Source organism: Serratia sp. BNK-10, from assembly GCF_047456065.1.
Classification (GTDB): Bacteria; Pseudomonadota; Gammaproteobacteria; order Enterobacterales; family Enterobacteriaceae; genus Serratia; species Serratia ureilytica.
In genome coordinates, this window is the sequence record NZ_CP179894.1 from 3,517,563 (window position 1) to 3,534,811 (window position 17,249).

General features: G+C 61.9%; 15 protein-coding genes. 6 read left to right on the plus strand and 9 right to left on the minus strand.

Going from position 1 to position 17,249, the window contains the following annotated elements; genetic code table 11:
- Window positions 1–44: 44 nt before the first annotated feature.
- The 3 genes from ACMGG9_RS17015 to ACMGG9_RS17025 form a co-directional block, all read right to left on the minus strand.
- Complete coding sequence (locus ACMGG9_RS17015; RefSeq protein ID WP_033643968.1) at window positions 45–944, minus strand: Dyp-type peroxidase; 900 nt, start codon at window positions 942–944, stop codon at window positions 45–47.
- Window positions 945–1,126: 182 nt separating this feature from the next.
- A complete protein-coding gene (locus ACMGG9_RS17020; RefSeq protein WP_004936494.1) occupies window positions 1,127–1,714 on the minus strand; it encodes an RpoE-regulated lipoprotein in 588 nt (195 codons plus the stop codon).
- A gap of 157 nt (window positions 1,715–1,871) precedes the next feature.
- On the minus strand, window positions 1,872–2,336 hold the full coding sequence (locus ACMGG9_RS17025) for a DUF2919 family protein (RefSeq protein WP_172755761.1): 465 nt from the start codon (window positions 2,334–2,336) through the stop codon (window positions 1,872–1,874).
- A 174-nt stretch (window positions 2,337–2,510) separates the two neighbouring features.
- Here ACMGG9_RS17025 and ACMGG9_RS17030 point away from each other — a divergent pair, with 174 nt between their 5' ends.
- Window positions 2,511–2,909 carry a YgiW/YdeI family stress tolerance OB fold protein gene (locus tag ACMGG9_RS17030; RefSeq protein WP_016926776.1) on the plus strand — a complete coding sequence of 133 codons (399 nt, stop codon included), beginning with the start codon at window positions 2,511–2,513 and terminating at the stop codon, window positions 2,907–2,909.
- Window positions 2,910–2,951: 42 nt separating this feature from the next.
- Here the strand turns inward: ACMGG9_RS17030 and ACMGG9_RS17035 are convergent, their stop codons facing one another.
- Complete coding sequence (locus ACMGG9_RS17035) at window positions 2,952–3,377, minus strand: GNAT family acetyltransferase (protein ID WP_004936504.1); 426 nt, start codon at window positions 3,375–3,377, stop codon at window positions 2,952–2,954.
- A 204-nt stretch (window positions 3,378–3,581) separates the two neighbouring features.
- On the opposite strand from ACMGG9_RS17035, the gene amiA reads away from it, so the two are divergent.
- The 3 genes from amiA to ACMGG9_RS17050 all read left to right on the plus strand — a co-directional run bounded on the left by amiA (window position 3,582) and on the right by ACMGG9_RS17050 (window position 5,904).
- Entirely contained in the window at window positions 3,582–4,463 is an 882-nt protein-coding gene (amiA, locus tag ACMGG9_RS17040) for an N-acetylmuramoyl-L-alanine amidase AmiA (protein WP_033652564.1), read from the plus strand.
- Between the two features lie 65 nt (window positions 4,464–4,528).
- Window positions 4,529–5,449, plus strand: coding sequence for an oxygen-dependent coproporphyrinogen oxidase (gene hemF / locus ACMGG9_RS17045; RefSeq protein WP_042785157.1), 921 nt, complete (start codon window positions 4,529–4,531; stop codon window positions 5,447–5,449).
- Window positions 5,449–5,904, plus strand: coding sequence for a YaiI/YqxD family protein (locus tag ACMGG9_RS17050; protein WP_004936514.1), 456 nt, complete (start codon window positions 5,449–5,451; stop codon window positions 5,902–5,904). Before hemF ends, ACMGG9_RS17050 begins: the two co-directional genes overlap by 1 nt.
- A gap of 22 nt (window positions 5,905–5,926) precedes the next feature.
- On the opposite strand, the gene ACMGG9_RS17055 is transcribed toward ACMGG9_RS17050, so the two are convergent.
- The 4 genes from ACMGG9_RS17055 to ACMGG9_RS17070 all read right to left on the minus strand — a co-directional run bounded on the left by ACMGG9_RS17055 (window position 5,927) and on the right by ACMGG9_RS17070 (window position 12,211).
- A complete protein-coding gene (locus tag ACMGG9_RS17055) occupies window positions 5,927–8,167 on the minus strand; it encodes a TonB-dependent receptor domain-containing protein (RefSeq protein WP_042785158.1) in 2,241 nt (746 codons plus the stop codon).
- Between the two features lie 123 nt (window positions 8,168–8,290).
- A complete protein-coding gene (locus ACMGG9_RS17060) occupies window positions 8,291–10,417 on the minus strand; it encodes a S9 family peptidase (RefSeq protein ID WP_197665919.1) in 2,127 nt (708 codons plus the stop codon).
- 54 nt (window positions 10,418–10,471) lie between these two features.
- A complete protein-coding gene (locus tag ACMGG9_RS17065) occupies window positions 10,472–11,269 on the minus strand; it encodes an energy transducer TonB (protein WP_108681699.1) in 798 nt (265 codons plus the stop codon).
- Window positions 11,270–11,371: 102 nt separating this feature from the next.
- Entirely contained in the window at window positions 11,372–12,211 is an 840-nt protein-coding gene (locus ACMGG9_RS17070) for a ChaN family lipoprotein (protein WP_414162279.1), read from the minus strand.
- A gap of 177 nt (window positions 12,212–12,388) precedes the next feature.
- On the opposite strand from ACMGG9_RS17070, the gene mmuP reads away from it, so the two are divergent.
- Window positions 12,389–13,798, plus strand: coding sequence for an S-methylmethionine permease (mmuP, locus tag ACMGG9_RS17075; RefSeq protein ID WP_033643976.1), 1,410 nt, complete (start codon window positions 12,389–12,391; stop codon window positions 13,796–13,798).
- Entirely contained in the window at window positions 13,788–14,726 is a 939-nt protein-coding gene (gene mmuM / locus ACMGG9_RS17080; RefSeq protein ID WP_149542742.1) for a homocysteine S-methyltransferase, read from the plus strand. The genes mmuP and mmuM overlap by 11 nt, the downstream gene beginning before the upstream one ends.
- Window positions 14,727–14,774: 48 nt before the next feature.
- Here mmuM and maeB read toward each other — a convergent pair whose 3' ends face one another.
- Complete coding sequence (maeB, locus tag ACMGG9_RS17085; protein ID WP_016926766.1) at window positions 14,775–17,054, minus strand: NADP-dependent oxaloacetate-decarboxylating malate dehydrogenase; 2,280 nt, start codon at window positions 17,052–17,054, stop codon at window positions 14,775–14,777.
- Window positions 17,055–17,249: the final 195 nt, after the last annotated feature.

Here is a 17,249-nt window from a genome sequence, read left to right on the forward strand (position 1 = left end):
GGGAAAACAGACCGAAGCCGGACGCGCCGGCTTCGGCAACGGCGTCAAAGTGACAGCAGGCGCGTCAGCGATGGCGCAAAATAGTAGCTGCCGGTGACCGCACGGCTGAAACGCAGCATCGCGTCGCGTTTGCCGTCCAGATCGCCGAACATGCTCAGCAGTTGCTGCTCGATATTGTGCAGGCGCGCGCAATAGGCGATGAAGAACAGGCCGTGCTTGCCGCTGGCGGTGCCGTAAGGCAGGCTCTGGCGCAGAATTTTCAGGCCTTTGCCGTTCTCTTTCAGATCGACGCGGCTGACGTGGGAGGTATCCGGGCGCCGATCCGCCGGCAGCTCTTCGCTGTCGTGCTTGGTGCGGCCGATGATCTGCTCCTGTTGCTCGGTGGTAAAGCGCTGCCACTGGCGCAGGTTGTGCTCGTAGCGTTGCACCAGCACGTAGCTGCCGCCGGCGTCCTCTTCACCTTCGGCGATCGTCGCCACTGCCGGGCGTTGGTCGCCCTGCGGGTTTTCGGTGCCGTCGATGAAGCCGCTCAGATCGCGCTCTTCCACCCAGCGGAAACCGTGGGTTTCTTCCTCAATCTTGATGACGTTGCCGAACGCCGCCAGCGCGGCCTGCGCCAGCGTGAAGTTGACGTCGTGGCGCAGCGACTGGATGTGGATCAGCATATCGCGCTGGGTGGCCGGCGCCAGCCCTTTGCCGAGCGGCGTGAACGGCTTCAGCTCTTTCGCGCCCTGGCCGCTGGAGAGATCGTGCCAGACGTCGTAGCCGAAAGCGATCACCGCGCCGAGGCGCGCATCGGGGAACTGCTGCTGCAGCTCGCTCAGCGTCTGACAAAACTGTTTGCAGCCCTGGCGCAAATCGGCGAATTCGCCCTGTACGCTGGCTTCCATAAAAATGGCGAAACGGCAGTGCTCCAGCAGAATGCCGCTCTGAACCTGTGTCATGTTGTTATCCTCAATACCAGAATCCGGCAACAGGTAAGGTATGGCGGTTGACGCGCGGGGTCCCTGTTACAAACGCGCGCTATCATACCGCAAGCACAGGCGATTGCCTTGCAGCAGCGCAAAGAAAATAGGGGTAATGATTTGGACAAGCAGGCGCCGGGAACCGGCGCCCGTTGAACGCGTTACTGCTGCGGCTTGGCGTGCCAAATGATTTTGCTGACCGTCCAGCTTTTCAGGGTGTCGTCCGGCGGGATGATATCCTGCGCGCCGGCCCACTTGCCGCTGAAGATGTAGGTGACGTATTTGCTCTGCTCCGCCACGCACTCCACTTTACCGGCGTCTTCGCCGCTGCCCGGCTTACAGGAGCCGAACGCCTTGCTGTACATGTCGCCGAACGGCGTGCCGAGCTTGTTGCCCCACTCCGTCGCCACTTTCGGATCCAGCACGTCCACCCGCTGCAGGCGCCCTTTCGGTTCGCCGGTGATCACCAGCTTCACCTCGTCGCCGGACAGCGCCTGATAATAAGAGACGATCTGGCCGTTGTTGGTCGCCATGCCGCCACGCAGGCGGTAGTTGCCGTCCAGCCCGTCGTTGATGGCGCTTTCCGACATCGGCGTGCCGGCGTTGAGCTTGCCGACGCCCTTGGCGCCGACTTCCAGGCTGCTGCCGAACCAGTTGAACGGCGACAGGCTGGACCAGGAGAAATTGGACATGCTCGAACAGCCGGTCAGTAACAGCGGAAGCCCTAACAACAGGGGGCGAATATTCATCTCTAGCTCCTTAGACATCAATGGCACGGGGCGGGTCACCCGCTCCTGCCGCATTCGGCGTTTTGCTGCGTGCCAGCCTCTCACAACGGCCCGCACTACGCCAACGGTTGCCAGCTTGGAGTGCGGAAAATGCGAAAAGTGCCGCACTTCTCGGCAATTAGTCGGCGCGCTCCGCCGGCGCGAAACAGGCTTTCAGACGCGCGTTCAGCAGCAGATAGCTCAGCGCCAGCGCGTCGAACAGCGCCAACGTCAGCTCCAGCCCCGGCGCATCGCCATCCTGGCGCCACAGGCTGAACAGCGAGCCGCCGAACGACGCCAGCAGCGAGACAGCAAGCCCCCAGCGCCAACCGCGCCACAGCCGCGGCCATTGGTGGCGACGGCCGCTCAGCAAAAACGCCAGCGCCGCCGGCAGACCGAGCAGCATGCCGTACCAAAAGCGTTGGGTATCCGGATAAAACAACGCCAACAAGCTTTCGCCCTGCTCGCGCGAAGCGCCGGCCATCACGAACAACAGCCAGGTGCGCGCCTGCAAAATCAGCACGGCCCAAAATCCCAGCGGCAGCCGCAGCGCGCCGTGCTGATCGTAATCGTCCGGGGAAAACCGGGGTGAGAATGGCTTCAACGCTCGTTCCTTGCCAACAGAATAAAGACTATGGCTACAGATGGGCGCCGGCGATGGGAATTTCAATGCGTCGGCTTAAGAAGCTCTTAAGATCGGTGTGTTTTAATCCTTATCACTTAGCAAGCACCCGATATCAGCGGGATGTGATTTTCGATAACGATAAGGAAGCGCAACATGAAAAAACTGACTCTGGCCGCTCTGATCGCGCTGTGCAGCGCACCGGTACTGGCGCAACAAGGCGGGTTCCTCGATCCGGCCGCGCCGCAGGCTCAAACGCAAACCACCGCACAAGGTGGTTTCTCCGGCCCCAGCGCGGCGCTGACCACCGTGGACAAGGTGAAATCGCTGAGCGACGACACCTGGGTGATGCTGCAAGGCAACATCGAGCAGCGCATCGGCGACGATACCTACACCTTCCGCGACGCCACCGGCACGCTGACGGTCGAGATCGATCGCAAACGCTGGAACGGCCAAACCGTCACGCCGAAAGACAAGGTGCAGCTGGAAGGCAAAGTGGATAAAGACTGGAGCAGCGTCGAAGTGGACGTGAAAACCGTCAAAAAGCTGCCGTAATGCGTTGCGGCGGGCGGGGCAACGCCGCCGCCCGCCGCTCGATCAATATTCCTGATCTTCGATCAGCCGCTTGCCCAGGCTGGTGATGCCCTGGATCTCGTAGCCGAGCTTCTCGTACATCTCGACCACCGTGTCGTTGTCTTCGCGCACCATAATCTGGATCTTCGGGCAGCCGCGGGCGATCAGCTTCTTCTCCAGACGATTGATCAACGCATTGGCGATGCCGCGCCCGCGATAGTCGGGATGCACCCCGAGGTAATACGCCGAGCCGCGGTGGCCGTCATAGCCGCCCATCACCGAACCGACCACTTCGCCGCCGACTTCCGCCACCAGGAACAGCTCAGGATCGTGGTTCAGCTTGCGCTCGATGTCCATTTCCGGATCGTTCCAGGGCCGCAGCAGATCACAGCGCTCCCACAGGGTAATGACTTCTTCAAAGTCGTCTTGTCGAAATACGCGAATTTCCATCGATGTTGGCCGCTGTTAATTAAGGTGTTTATCTGATTATCGCGTGATTATTCACTTACGCAATATCAAACTGCGATTTACCGCGCTATTTGCCCCGAAATCGCCGGTAACAGGCGTAATAAATGGAAATAGTTATCGGGTCGATTAATGATTATCAATACGATATAACGTCGCGAAATAGAATCGTCGATGGAGCGTTGCGTAATGAAAAAGCAGGGTAAACAATTCCTCAATTTTAAGCCGCTTGCCGTTTCCCCGACGCGACGCCAACTGTTGCTTTCCGGCCTGGCGGTAGCGCTGTTCGGCGTGAAAAACCCAAGCGCCAAGGCGGAAGGCATGCTGCGCAATCAGCACAGCAAACCGGCGGCGAAACCGGCCGGCGGCAAAAAGCGGGTGATGATCGATCCCGGCCACGGCGGCATCGACTCCGGCGCGGTCGGCCACGAAGGTTCGCAGGAAAAACACATTGTGCTGGAAATCGCCAACCACGTGCGCCGTTTCCTGCATGAGCACGATCACATCGAGGCGCGCCTGACGCGCGAAGAAGACGAATTCATTCCGCTGTTCCAGCGGGTGGAGATCGCCCACCAGCACCAGGCCGATCTGTTCATTTCCATTCACGCCGACGGTTTTACCAGCCCGTCGGCCTCCGGCGCTTCGGTATTCGCCCTCTCCAACCGCGGTGCCAGCAGCGCCATGGCGCGCTACCTGTCCAACCGTGAAAACGCCGCCGACGACGTAGCGGGCGGCAAATACAAGGATCAGGACAACTACCTGCAGCAGGTGCTGTTCGATCTGGTGCAAACCGACACCATCAACAACAGCCTGACGCTCGGCCGCCACGTGCTCGGCCAAATTCGTCCGGTACACCATCTGCACAGCGACAGCACCGAACAGGCGGCGTTCGCGGTGTTAAAATCCCCGTCCATCCCCTCGGTGCTGGTGGAAACCTCGTTCATCACCAACCCGAACGAAGAACGGCTGCTGGGCACCACCGCGTTTCGCGAGAAAATCGCCCGCGCCATTGCGGACGGCATCGTCAACTTCTTCGACTACTTCGACGCACACCAACGCAAACCCCGCTGATGCCGCGGGCGGCGAATAAGAGTATACTCAGCGCCTTGTTCAGCCAGACGCTATAAAGACCCCGCATGAGTTTACCTAACATCGCTGAAGTAAAATCCTTCCTGCTGGCGCTGCAGGATCATATCTGCGCGCAGCTCGCCCAGGCCGATGGCGGCGCCGTGTTCACCGAAGACCAATGGACGCGTGAAGAAGGCGGCGGTGGCCGCAGCCGCGTGCTGACCAACGGCGCGGTGTTCGAACAGGCGGGGGTCAACTTCTCGCACGTCTCCGGCGCCACCCTGCCGGCCTCGGCGACCGCGCACCGTCCGGAACTGGCCGGGCGCAGCTTCCAGGCGATGGGCGTCTCCCTGGTTATCCATCCGCTCAGCCCCTACGTGCCCACCAGCCACGCCAACGTACGCTTTTTCATCGCTGAAAAGCCGGGCGAAGCGCCGGTGTGGTGGTTCGGCGGCGGTTTTGACCTGACGCCGTTCTACGGTTTCGCAGAGGATGCCGTGCACTGGCACCGCACCGCGGCCGAGCTGTGCGCGCCGTTCGGCGACGAGGTCTACCCCAAATATAAACAGTGGTGCGACGATTACTTTTTCATCAAGCATCGCAACGAAGCGCGCGGCATCGGCGGCCTGTTCTACGACGATCTGAACACCCCGGATTTCGACCATTGTTTCGCCTTCACCCGCGCGGTGGGCCAGGGCTTCCTCGACGCCTACCTGCCGATCGTCGAAAAACGCAAGGCCTTGACCTGGGGCGAGCGCGAGCGCCAGTTCCAGCTGTATCGCCGCGGCCGCTATGTGGAGTTCAACCTGGTGTGGGATCGCGGCACGCTGTTCGGGCTACAAACCGGCGGGCGCACCGAGTCCATCCTGATGTCGATGCCGCCGTTGGTGCGTTGGGAATATAACTACCAGCCGGACGCCGACAGCCCGGAAGCGGCGCTGGCGCGCGATTTCCTGCCGGTGCGCGACTGGCTGCGGGAGAAGAAATGATGCAGATTTGGGTCGATGCGGACGCCTGTCCGAACGTGATCAAGGAAGTGCTGTTCCGCGCCGCCGATCGCACCGCCATCACCGTGACGCTGGTGGCGAACCAACCGCTGCGCACGCCGCCGTCGAAATACATCCGTTCGCTGCAGGTGGCGGCCGGCTTCGACGTGGCCGATAACGAGATCGTGCGCCGCTGCGAAGCGGGCGATCTGGTGATCACCGCCGACATTCCGCTGGCGGCGGAGGTGATTGAGAAAGGCGCGGTGGCGCTGAACCCGCGCGGCGAACGCTATACGCCGGACACCATTCGCGAGCGCCTCAACATGCGCGATTTTATGGATACCCTGCGCGCCAGCGGCATTCAGACCGGCGGCCCGAACGCCCTGAACCAGCGCGACCGCCAGCAGTTCGCCAACGAGCTGGACAAATGGCTGCTGCAGGCGAAACGGGCGCAGTGACTGCGCCCTGCTCTGCTGCGGTTTAGAAGCGCACCTCCCCGCCGAAGATATAAGTCCGCCCACGGGCGGTGTTGGTCGGCGTCTCATACTGCGACTGCGACGGCAGCGAGTTCATCTTGTTCAGCGCGTCCGAATAGTCTCTGTCCATCAGGTTTTGCACGCTGAGCTTCAGCAGCAGATTGCGATTCACCTGATAGGTGCCGTACAGATCGATAATGGTCGGAATATGCGGCGCCGGCTCCTTCAGCAACTGCTCATTCTCATCGTAATCAGAGTCCGGCGACAGACGCACCGACTTGCCGGTGTATTTCACCACCCCGCCCAGCGTCAGTTTTTCGTCCAGCAGGCGCACCCCGCTGTCCAGCGTGAAGTAGAATTCCGGCAGTTCGCTGATATCGCCCGCGCCGAATACGTTGCTGGCCTGGTTGGTCGGCTGGGAGGTATGCTCCTTGCTTAACGACAGTTTGGTGAAGGCGAAACCGGCGTCGTACAGCGCCTCAAGCTCCACCCCGCGCGTTTTGACCGGATCGGGAGCATTGCTGTACATGGTCATGCTGACGTTGATGTCCGCGTTATCCCACTCTTCCTGCGTCGCCTGCGAACGGTTGCACTTCTGACGGTTTTTACACACCAGGTAGGTTTGGCTGGATATGTAGTTTTTGATCTTGGTTTCGAAATAGACCGCTTTCAGTTGGAAGCTGTCCTGCTTGAACAACAGATCGTGGGCATTGGCGTTGAACCCGCCCTGCCAGGTCTCCGCTTTTTCACCCTTCAGGAACGGGTTCATCGACTGGCCGCCGCTGTTGGCGAAGAACACTTCCTGGATATTCGGCCCGCGCATCGACTTGCTGTAGCTGACGAACGGCTGCAGCCACGGCGTCACCTGCGCCGACAGCATGACCGACGGGTTGAAGCCGTGTTCATTGCGGTTGATAGTGCCGGCGCCCTGAGGGAAGCACTCTACGCGCTCATCACAGGCCGGCTTGTAGCCGGAGAGGCGATAAGCGGTGTAGTTCAGGTCGAAATTTCCCTGCCAGATGCCGTAGTTGGCCTGCAACCCACTGTACAGGCTGGAGATATCTTGTTTGCCGGCAATGCCCACCGGCATGCTTTCCGCCTGATCCTGATCCGTCACCAGCCCGGATGCCTTTTTCTTATACTCGTTGCGCACCAGCTTGCCGCCGTAGCTGAAGGCGAAATCAATATCCCGCAGGCTGAAACGGCTGGTGTTGTTGATATCCAGCGCATCGGAAATGTTTTTCGCCGTGCTGTCGCTGAACCCCGCCATGTTGTTGGACATGAACTTCTGCTCACCGCGGCTGGTGCTGGCGGTCAATTTGAAATCGATCAGTTCCGAGAACGGCGCGTAGTGGTATTTGAGGTAAAAATCGTCGCTGTCGATGTGGCGGCGGGTGATTTTATTCTGGTAGCTGCGCGCCGACAGTTCGATGCTGTTGAAGGCATCCGGCTTGATGTCCACTTTGAACAGCTGGGATTTCGGGTTCTGGCGGTAGGTTTTATCGACGTTGAACATCTCGCTGTCGAAACCGGCGCCGTTTTTGTAGTTAGAGGTGATGGAGCTGCCGCTGATCGCCGCCATCGCCCCCAGGCTGCCGCCGTCGGCAAAGGCGGCAGTTTTGGCGCCCACGGCGATCATGCCGCTGCGGCCGATGCCGTTATTGCCCACCGAGAACTTGGTGCGTACGCCGAACGGGTTATCGGAAAACACCACGTCATCCACGCCGATGGTGCGGAAATTGGCGCTGCCCGCCAAGGCATTCACCCCGTCGGAACCGGTGGCGTTGCCGCGCGCCACATCGACGCCGACGATAAAGTTAGGATCGATCAGCGCCCCGAACTGGCTGGTGGGCATGCCGCCGTGCGCTGCATCGCTCGGGGAGTTGCCGTAGTAGTTTTGCGTGATGCCGTCGACCATGGTGTTGACCCGGCCGAAGCCGCTCAGGCCGCGAATATTGACGCTGACCGATCCCTGGCCGGGGTCGATCTGGGTATAGGTGCCCGGCATGCTGCGCAGAATGCTGTCCACCGACTCCAGATTTTGGTTCTCGTCGCGCGAGCTGAACGCGCCCGGCCTCGCCAACGCCTCTTTTTCGCTGCTTTTGCCGCCGTCGGCGGCCGAGACGTTGAGCGGGCTGAACGCCACGCTGCCTTTATTGTTTTCCGCCTGTTCCTGCGCGGCCACAGCCTGCCCGTGCAGCACCAGTCCCGCGCCGATCAGGCTCGCTATCATTTTAATTTTCATATATCCCCAGAAATAGCCAATAAGGTTTGATGGCCGACAATGCCCAGCAAAAAGCCCGCCGAAAGCGCGGTATAAAAGGTTGTTATTTTTTTATTGCGCCGCAGCGTGCCGCGGCGCTGAAGGTTATTTCTGCGCCTGCCGATCCGCCGCCAAAATAAAGGCGTACTCCAGCGCGCCGTTTTCCAGCCGCGCCAGGCGGCCCGATTTGCCACCGTGGCCGGCGGTCATGTCGGTGGAGAGCAGCAGCAGCGAATCGCCCTGTTTGAAACGCCGCAGCTTCGCCACCCATTTGGCCGGCTCCCAATACTGCACCTGCGAATCGTATAAACCGCTGGTGACCAGCAGGTTCGGGTAACGCTGTTTGCGCACATTGTCATACGGGCTGTAGGACTTCATCAGCGCATAGGCGGCCGGCTGGTGCGGGTTGCCCCACTCCTCGTATTCGCCGGTAGTGAGCGGAATGCTGTCGTCCAGCATGGTGGTCACCACGTCGACGAACGGCACCTGCGCCACCACCGCGTTGTACAGCTGCGGCGCCTGATTGATCACCGCCCCCATCAGCAAACCGCCGGCGCTGCCGCCCATGGCGTAGATGCGCCCCGGCTGGCCGTAGCCGCCGTTGATCAGCGCCTGGGTGGCGTCGATGAAATCGTTGAAGCTGTTCGGTTTGTGCGTCAGCTTGCCCTGTTTGTACCAGTTCTGCCCCAGTTCGCCGCCGCCGCGCACGTGGATCAGCGCATAGACGAAGCCGCGATCCAGCAGGCTGATGCGGTTGGCGCTGAACGCCGGATCCATGCTCATGCCGTAAGCGCCGTAGCCGTACACCAACAGCGGGTTATGCCCGTTTTTGAACAGCGACTTGCGATACACCAGCGAGACCGGCACCTTCACGCCGTCGCGCGCCGTGACCCAAATGCGCTCGCTGTGATACAGGCTGGGATCGACGCCTTTCACTTCCTGCTGCTTGAGCAGAGTGCGCTCGCCCTTGTTCAGGTCCCATTCATAGGTGCGGGTCGGCGTGGTCATCGCCGAATAGCCGTAACGCAAACGATCGCTGTCCGGCTCCGGGTTATAGCCCAGCCAGGCCATGTAGCTGGCGTCGTCGAACGGGATGGCGCGCTCGGTTTTGCCGTCCCAGCTGATTTGCCGCAGCTGCACCAGCCCGTTGGCGCGTTCCTGCACCACCAGCCAATCGCGGAACAGGCTGAAGCTTTCCACCTCGTGCTGCGCCTGCGGCGCAATCAGCGTCTGCCAGGGGTTGCCCGCCGCCGCCGTGCGGTACAGGCCGAAGTTCGGATCCTGATGGTTGGAACGCAGATAGAACTCGCCGCGGTAGTGATCGAGATAATACTCGCGGCCGTTTTGCCGGGCGGCGAACAGCTGAGGCTCGCGCTGCGGCTGGTTGGCGTCGATCAGGCGCACTTCGGACGTGGTGTTGCCGCTGATGGTCAGAATCAGGTAATCGCGCGAAGAAGAACGGCTGAGGCTGAGGTAGAACGCCGGATCATTTTCCTGATACACCAGTTTATCTTCCGCCGGCGGCGTACCGTACTGATGGCGGTAGACCTGGTACGGCAGCAGCGTTTGCGGGTGGTTGCGCACGTAGAACAGGGTTTGGCTGTCGTTGGCCCACACCATGTTGCCGGAGGTGTTTTCCAGCGTTTCCGGCGACCAGCGTTCGCTGTCTATCTCGCGCAGGGAGATGCGGTATTGGCGGCGGCCCTGCAGATCTTCGGCCACCGCCAGGCGGCGGTTGTCCAGGCTCACGTCCAGCGCCCCCAGGCGATAATAGGCATGGCCGGCCGCGCGCTGATTGGCGTCCAGTAAGGTTTGCCACGGCGCGTCGGCGGTGAGCGCCTGGCGCTGATACCGCGCGAAATCTTTACCGGCGGCGTAGCTTTCCTGATAGCGATAGCCGTTGAGCTGATACGGCACCGAACGATCGTCAGGGTTCATGCGGCCCAGCATCTCCTGATACAGCGTGGCGCGCAACTTCTGGTACGGCGCCATCATCTGCTCGGTGTAGCGGTTCTCCGCCTTCAGGTAGTCCAGCACCTTCTGATCTTTTCGGCTGTCGTCGCGCAGCCAGTAGTAATCGTCGGTACGCGTCTCGCCGTGGGCCGTCAGCGCTTTCGGCGCCCGTTCCGCCAACGGCGGCTGCGGTTGCGCCAGCGCGGCGCCGGCGATGCCTAAAGAAAGCCAGAGCGCGGCCGCGATGCGACGGCGCGGGGTAAATAACAGCGGATTCATAATCCCTCACGAAGTTTGAAGAGCCGGACGGCGGCGCTGCCGCGTCTGCGGGCATTAACGGCGGGCATTCAGCTCCGCCAGATTGAAATCGATCGGCATCCTTACCCTGACGGCCCCCTTCTGGAGCATCTCCGGCGGCGGCGGCGGCAACGGCTGCGCGCGCGACACCACCGCCACCGCTTCCCGATCCAGCGACGCGGTGCCAGAACGGATCTGCAGGGTCACGTTCGACACCCGCCCCTGCGCATCGACGCTAAAACTGACCTGCGGCATGCCGCTGCGCCGGCGGTTGCGGGCATCCAGGGGATACTCTTTGATGCGGTTCAGTTTGCCCTTCACCAGGCTCTCCCACGACAGCTTGGCCTGCGCGTTGCTGTTGGCGTCGCTGTTGATCGGGGCGGCGGTGTGGTGAGAGAGCGTCTGCGCCTGCGGCGCGGCGGCGCTGGACGCGGCGGCGTTGCGCGTCTCTTTCGCCTGTTCCTGCGGCTTCGGCTGCGCTTTTTGCGGGGGACGGTGCTCGGCGCGCTTCTTGTCCGCCGTCACGATCTTCGCTTTATCGGCGCGCGCCAGCTTGGGCAGATCCGGCTGTTGCTGCTGCTCCGCCGGCTGCGCCGCAGCGGATTCCGCCTGCTGCACACCCAGCGGCAACGGTTTGCTTTCCGGCGCTTCAATCTGCGCCGCCCAGCTCATCATCACCGCCGGCGGCGGCAGCTCGACCGGCTCGAGCGCCGTCTGCGGCCAATAAAACAGCAGAACCAACGCCGCGTGCGCCGCCAGGGCGAGCAGCAAGCCGCGCGCCCAGCGCGGCTGCGGCAGCGCAAAGGCCGGAGGGGGATAAGACTGACTTAACATAGGGGCATTAGCTTACTTAATTGCGAATGATTGCAGATCACATTTACTAATGATAATCATTTGCAACTATAATTAACACCCCTTTTCACTGCCTTAACGTATTCATTTCACTGATGGTGTGATCCACAGGTAGTCCGCCGTGTGCACGTCAACCTGTACGCCCGGCTCCGCCAGCATCAGCACCGTCGGCGCCGCCGCCGGTTGCAGATCCCGCACGTGCAGCGGCACGCCCACCGATTTGGCGGCGTGATAACCGCCGGCGATCAATAGCGCGGGCGTCGGCGCCGCCAGCAGGCGCTCCGCCATGCGCCTATCGCGCTGCTGCTGGATCGCCAGCATCGCTTGCAGCTGCGCGGCCTCAATCTGGCCGCCGTGCGAAGTGCGGATAGTCTCTTCCAGCGCCTTGCGCACCGCCGGCTGCGACGAGAGCTGCCCCGCCGGGAACTGCGGCTGCTGATAGAACGCCGCGATCTCGCTGCGATCCAGGTTGGCCGACCACAGCGGGTAAGGCGCGCGCATCGCCGCCATCGTCACCCCGCCATACAGCGCCCATTTCCAGCCCGGCTGCCAGGCGATCAGCTCCGCCACGCGGCCGTCACGCACCGTGGGATCGCTCTGCAGCCACTGCTTGACTTTGTCGACCTGCGCCTGCTGGTTCGGGTTGATCATCTCCATCAGCACGCTACCCTGCGGCCGCCGTTGCGGCAGCTGCTGCACCAGCCATTGCTCAATCTGATGGTGGTAAGGATTGTCATGCTTTTCCCCGACGATCACCCGCGGCTGCTGCGCCAACCGCGTCAACAGCTGCTCGGGCGTCAGGGTCGCGCCGCTGTGCAGATCGGTGATATTCCCCATGCTCGCGACGTCGCTGGCCGGCGTCTTCACCGGCGTTTGGCTGCAGGCGCCGAGCGCCAACGCCGCCAATAAAATCAGATATCTCATCATGTTGCCCCATTAGCGAAAATGGCGACATTATAGATAATAATTATCATTTGCATATAGATCTGGCCTGACGATTTTTTTACGCGGCGATCGCCGGTGACGCATTGCGTTGAAACGGCATTGCGGGTATAACCAATAGCCATTCAGATATTTAGACGTCTATACGGATAGATTATTATGCACTCATCGGCGCCCGCCGCAGGGCAGTTCAAACGCAGCATGAAGGCCCGGCATCTGGTGATGCTGTCGCTGGGCGGCGTGATCGGCACCGGGCTGTTTTTCAATACCGGCTACATCATCTCCACCACCGGGGCGCTCGGCACGCTGCTGGCCTACCTGATCGGCGCGCTGGTGGTGTATCTGGTGATGCTGTGCCTGGGCGAGCTGTCGGTGGCGATGCCGGAAACCGGCGCCTTTCACGTCTATGCTTCGCGCTATCTGGGGCCGGCCACCGGCTATGCCGTCGCCTGGCTGTATTGGCTCACCTGGACGGTGGCGCTGGGCTCCAGCCTGACCGCGGCCGGATTCTGCATGCAGTACTGGTTCCCGCAGTCGCCGGTGTGGCTGTGGTGCCTGATCTTCTGCGCGGCCATTTTCCTGCTCAACGTCGTGACCACCCGTTTTTTCGCCGAAAGCGAATTCTGGTTTTCGCTGATCAAAGTGGTGACCATTCTGGCGTTCATCATTCTGGGCGGCGCCGCCATGTTCGGCCTGCTGCCGATGAAAGACGGCACCCCGGCGCCGTTCCTGCACAACCTGACCGCTTCCGGCTGGCTGCCGCACGGCACGCTGCCGATCCTGATGACCATGGTGGCGGTGAACTTCGCTTTCTCCGGCACGGAGCTGATCGGCATCGCCGCCGGTGAAACCGAGAACCCGGAGAAAGTCGTGCCGCTGGCGATCCGCACCACGGTGATCCGCCTGATGCTGTTCTTTATCGGCACGGTGTTTGTGCTGGCGGCGTTGATCCCCATGGATCAGGCGGGGATCGTCAAAAGCCCGTTCGTGCTGGTGTTTGAACGCATCGGCGTGCCTTACGCCGCCGATATCTTCAACTTCGTGATCCTGACCGCCATCCTGTCGGCGGCCAACTCCGGCCTGTACGCCTCGGGGCGCATGCTGTGGTCGCTGGCCCACCAGCGCACCCTGCCGGCCTACTTTGCGCGCGTCAATGCGCGCGGCATTCCGATCAACGCCCTGACCTTCAGCATGCTCGGCGGCGTGCTGGCGCTGCTGACCAGCGTGATCGCGCCGGATACGGTGTTTGTCGCCCTGTCGGCGATCTCCGGCTTTGCGGTGGTGGCGGTGTGGCTGAGCATCTGCGCCGCCCACTATGCTTTCCGCCGCGCCTATCTGCGCAGCGGCCAGCCGATAAACGGCCTGAAATACCGCGCGCCCGGCTATCCATTGACGCCGATCCTCGGCTTTGCGCTGTGCCTGCTGGCCTGCATCGGGCTGGCGTTCGATCCGGAGCAGCGCATCGCGCTCTACTGCGGCCTGCCGTTCGTCGCCCTGTGCTACCTCACCTATTTCCTGACCCGGCGCGCCGGGCAAAAAAACGCTTTGGGAGAACAACATGTCGGTTAACAACCCCGTCGCTCGTTTGCTGGCCGAACGGCCGACGCTGCTCCTGGACGGCGCGCTGGCCACCGAGCTGGAAGCGCGCGGCTGCGATCTGACCGATCCGCTGTGGTCGGCCAAGGTGCTGATTGAAAATCCCGAGCTTATCTATCAGGTCCACCTCGATTATTTCAACGCCGGCGCCCAGTGCGCTATCACCGCCAGCTATCAGGCCACGCCGCAGGGCTTCTCGCGCCGCGGCCTGGATCAGGCTCAGTCGCTGGCGTTGATCGCCAAAAGCGTGCAGCTGGCGCAGCGCGCGCGCCGCGATTATCTGGCCGCGCACCCGCAGGCGGCGCCGCTGTTGATCGCCGGTTCGGTGGGCCCGTACGGCGCCTATCTGGCCGACGGCTCGGAATACCGCGGCGACTACCGGCTGGCGCAGGATGACTTCATTGCCTTCCACCGCCCGCGCATCGCCGCGCTGGCCGCCGCCGGCGTCGATCTGCTGGCCTGCGAAACGCTGCCGTCGTTTGCTGAACTGCAGGCGCTGCTGACGCTGCTGCAGGAGTTCCCGACGCTCGGCGCCTGGTTCGCCTTCACCCTGCGCGACAGCCAACACCTCAGCGACGGCACGCCGCTGACGGAGGTCCTGTCCGCGCTGCGCGGCAATCCGCAGGTGTTGGCCATCGGCATCAACTGCATCGCGCTGGACAAGGTCGCCCCGGCGCTGCGTCAGCTGAGCGCGCTGGCCGACAAACCGCTGCTGGTCTACCCGAACTCCGGCGAGCACTACGATGCGGTGAGCAAAACCTGGCGCGCCTGCGGCGGCGAACACGGCAGCCTGGCCGATCAGGCGACAGAGTGGCACACGCTCGGCGCACAATTGATCGGCGGCTGTTGCCGCACTACGCCGCAGGATATTCGCGCCATCGCTGCACGCTGCAAGGCATAAAAAAGCCCCCGGCGCCAACGGCGCAGGGGGCCAGTCATTAACCCGGGCTTACAGCGGTTCGGTCTGGGCTTCCACCACCGCCAGCGCCACCATGTTGACGATGCGGCGCACCGAGGCGATCGGCGTCAGGATGTGCACCGGTTTGGCCACCCCCATCAGCACCGGCCCGACGGTCACCCCTTCCGAGCAAGAGACGCGCAGCAGGTTGTAGCTGATGCGCGCCGCTTCCATGTTCGGCATGATCAGCAGGTTGGCCGAGCCTTTCAGCGGGCTGTCCGGCATCAGATCGTGACGGATGCTTTCCACCAGCGCGGCGTCGCCGTGCATTTCACCGTCGATTTCCAGCTCCGGCGCCAGCTCGTTCACCAGCTCCAGCGTTTTACGCATCTTGCGCGCCGCCGGGCAATCAGACGAGCCGAAGCTGGAGTGAGACAGCAGCGCCACCTTCGGCTCGATGCCGAAACGGCGCACGGTTTCCGCCGCCATCAGGGTGATCTCCGCCAGCTGTTCCGGCGTCGGATCGTCGTTGACGTAGGTGTCGGCGATGAAGGTGTTGCCGCTCGGCAGCAGCAGCGCGTTCATCGCGCCGGCGACGTGCGCGCCTTCACGGAAGCCGAACACGTTCTTCACTACGTCGTAATGCTCGTGGTAGCTGCCGATGGTGCCGCAGATCATCGCATCCGCTTCACCGCGGTGCAGCATGATGGCGGCGATCAGCGTCGGGTTGCCGATCACCGCGCGGCGCGCCTGCTCTTGCGAAACGCCGCGGCGTTTCATGATCTGGTAGTACTCGCCCCAGTATTCGTTGAAGCGCGGATCCGACTCGTTGTTCACCACTTCGAAATCTTTGCCCGGCGTCAATTGCAGGCCCAGCTTTTTCAGGCGCATCTCGATCACGCTCGGACGGCCGACCAGGATCGGGAAGGCCAGCCCCTGCGACACCAGCTCTTGCGTGGCGTGCAGCACGCGCTCTTCCTCGCCTTCCGCCAGCACCACCCGCTTCACCTCTTTGCGCGCCTGGGAGAAGATCGGTTTCATGAACAGATTGGTTTTGTAGACGAACTCCGCCAGCTTCTCCACGTAGGCGTCGAAGTCTTCGATCGGGCGCGTCGCCACGCCGGAGTCCATCGCCGCCTTGGCCACCGCCGGCGCGATCTTGACGATCAGACGCGGATCGAACGGTTTCGGAATGATGTATTCCGGCCCGAAGGAGAGATCCTGATCGTCATACGCGGAGGCCACCACGTCGCTCTGTTCCGCCAGCGCCAGATCGGCGATGGCATGCACGCAGGCCAGCTTCATCTCTTCGTTGATGGTGGTGGCGCCCACGTCCAGCGCGCCGCGGAAAATGAACGGGAAGCACAGGACGTTGTTCACCTGGTTCGGGTAGTCGGAACGGCCGGTACAGATGATGGCGTCCGGGCGCACCGCTTTGGCCAGCGGCGGCAGAATTTCCGGTTCCGGGTTGGCCAGCGCCATGATCAGCGGATCGCGCGCCATGGTTTTCACCATATCCTGCGTCAGCACACCCGGGCCGGAGCAGCCGAGGAAGATGTCGGCGTTCGGGATGGCGTCGCCCAGCGTGCGCTGACCGTTATCCTCGATGGCGTAGGCGGCTTTGGTCTGCTCCATGTTGGCGTCGCGGCCTTTATAGATGACGCCCTTGGAATCGCAGACGGTGATGTTCTGTTGACGCAGCCCCAGCGCCACCAGCAAGTTCAGGCAGGCGATGGACGCCGCGCCGGCGCCGGACACCACCAGCCGCACGTCGGAGATGTTCTTCTTCACCACGCGCAGGCCGTTGAGCACCGCAGCGGTGGTAATGATCGCCGTGCCGTGCTGGTCGTCGTGGAACACCGGGATCTTCATGCGCTCACGCAGTTTCTGTTCGATGTAGAAACACTCCGGCGCCTTGATGTCTTCCAGGTTGATGCCGCCGAAGGTCGGTTCCAGCGCGGCGATAATGTCGATTAATTTGTCAGGGTTATGCTCATCCACTTCGATATCAAATACATCGATACCGGAAAACTTCTTGAACAAAACGCCCTTGCCTTCCATCACCGGCTTACCGGCCAACGCGCCGATATTGCCCAGACCCAGTACCGCCGTGCCGTTGGAAATTACCGCCACCAGGTTGCCGCGCGCGGTGTATTTGTAGGCCGCCAGCGGATCTTCGGCGATCTCGAGGCAAGGCGCGGCGACGCCCGGCGAATAGGCCAGCGCCAGATCGCGCTGGGTCGCCAACGGTTTGGTTGGGGAAACCTGGATCTTCCCTGGGACAGGAAACTGATGGAAATCAAGGGCACTCTGTTTGAGCTGTTCGTCCATTATGGATTCCTTTGTTTTTTGCTTTTATGTTGAGGTAAGGCTTTGAGGCTGCGCCCTGCCGTGGGCCATGGCGCCCAGGTACAATGACAGGGCACAGCCTTGAAGTATAGTGAGAGAAACATCACAAACTTTGAAGCGCGCCATAACCTTGGTCGAAAGACCGTTTTAAAAGTAAAAAAAGAAGGCCTGCGGGAC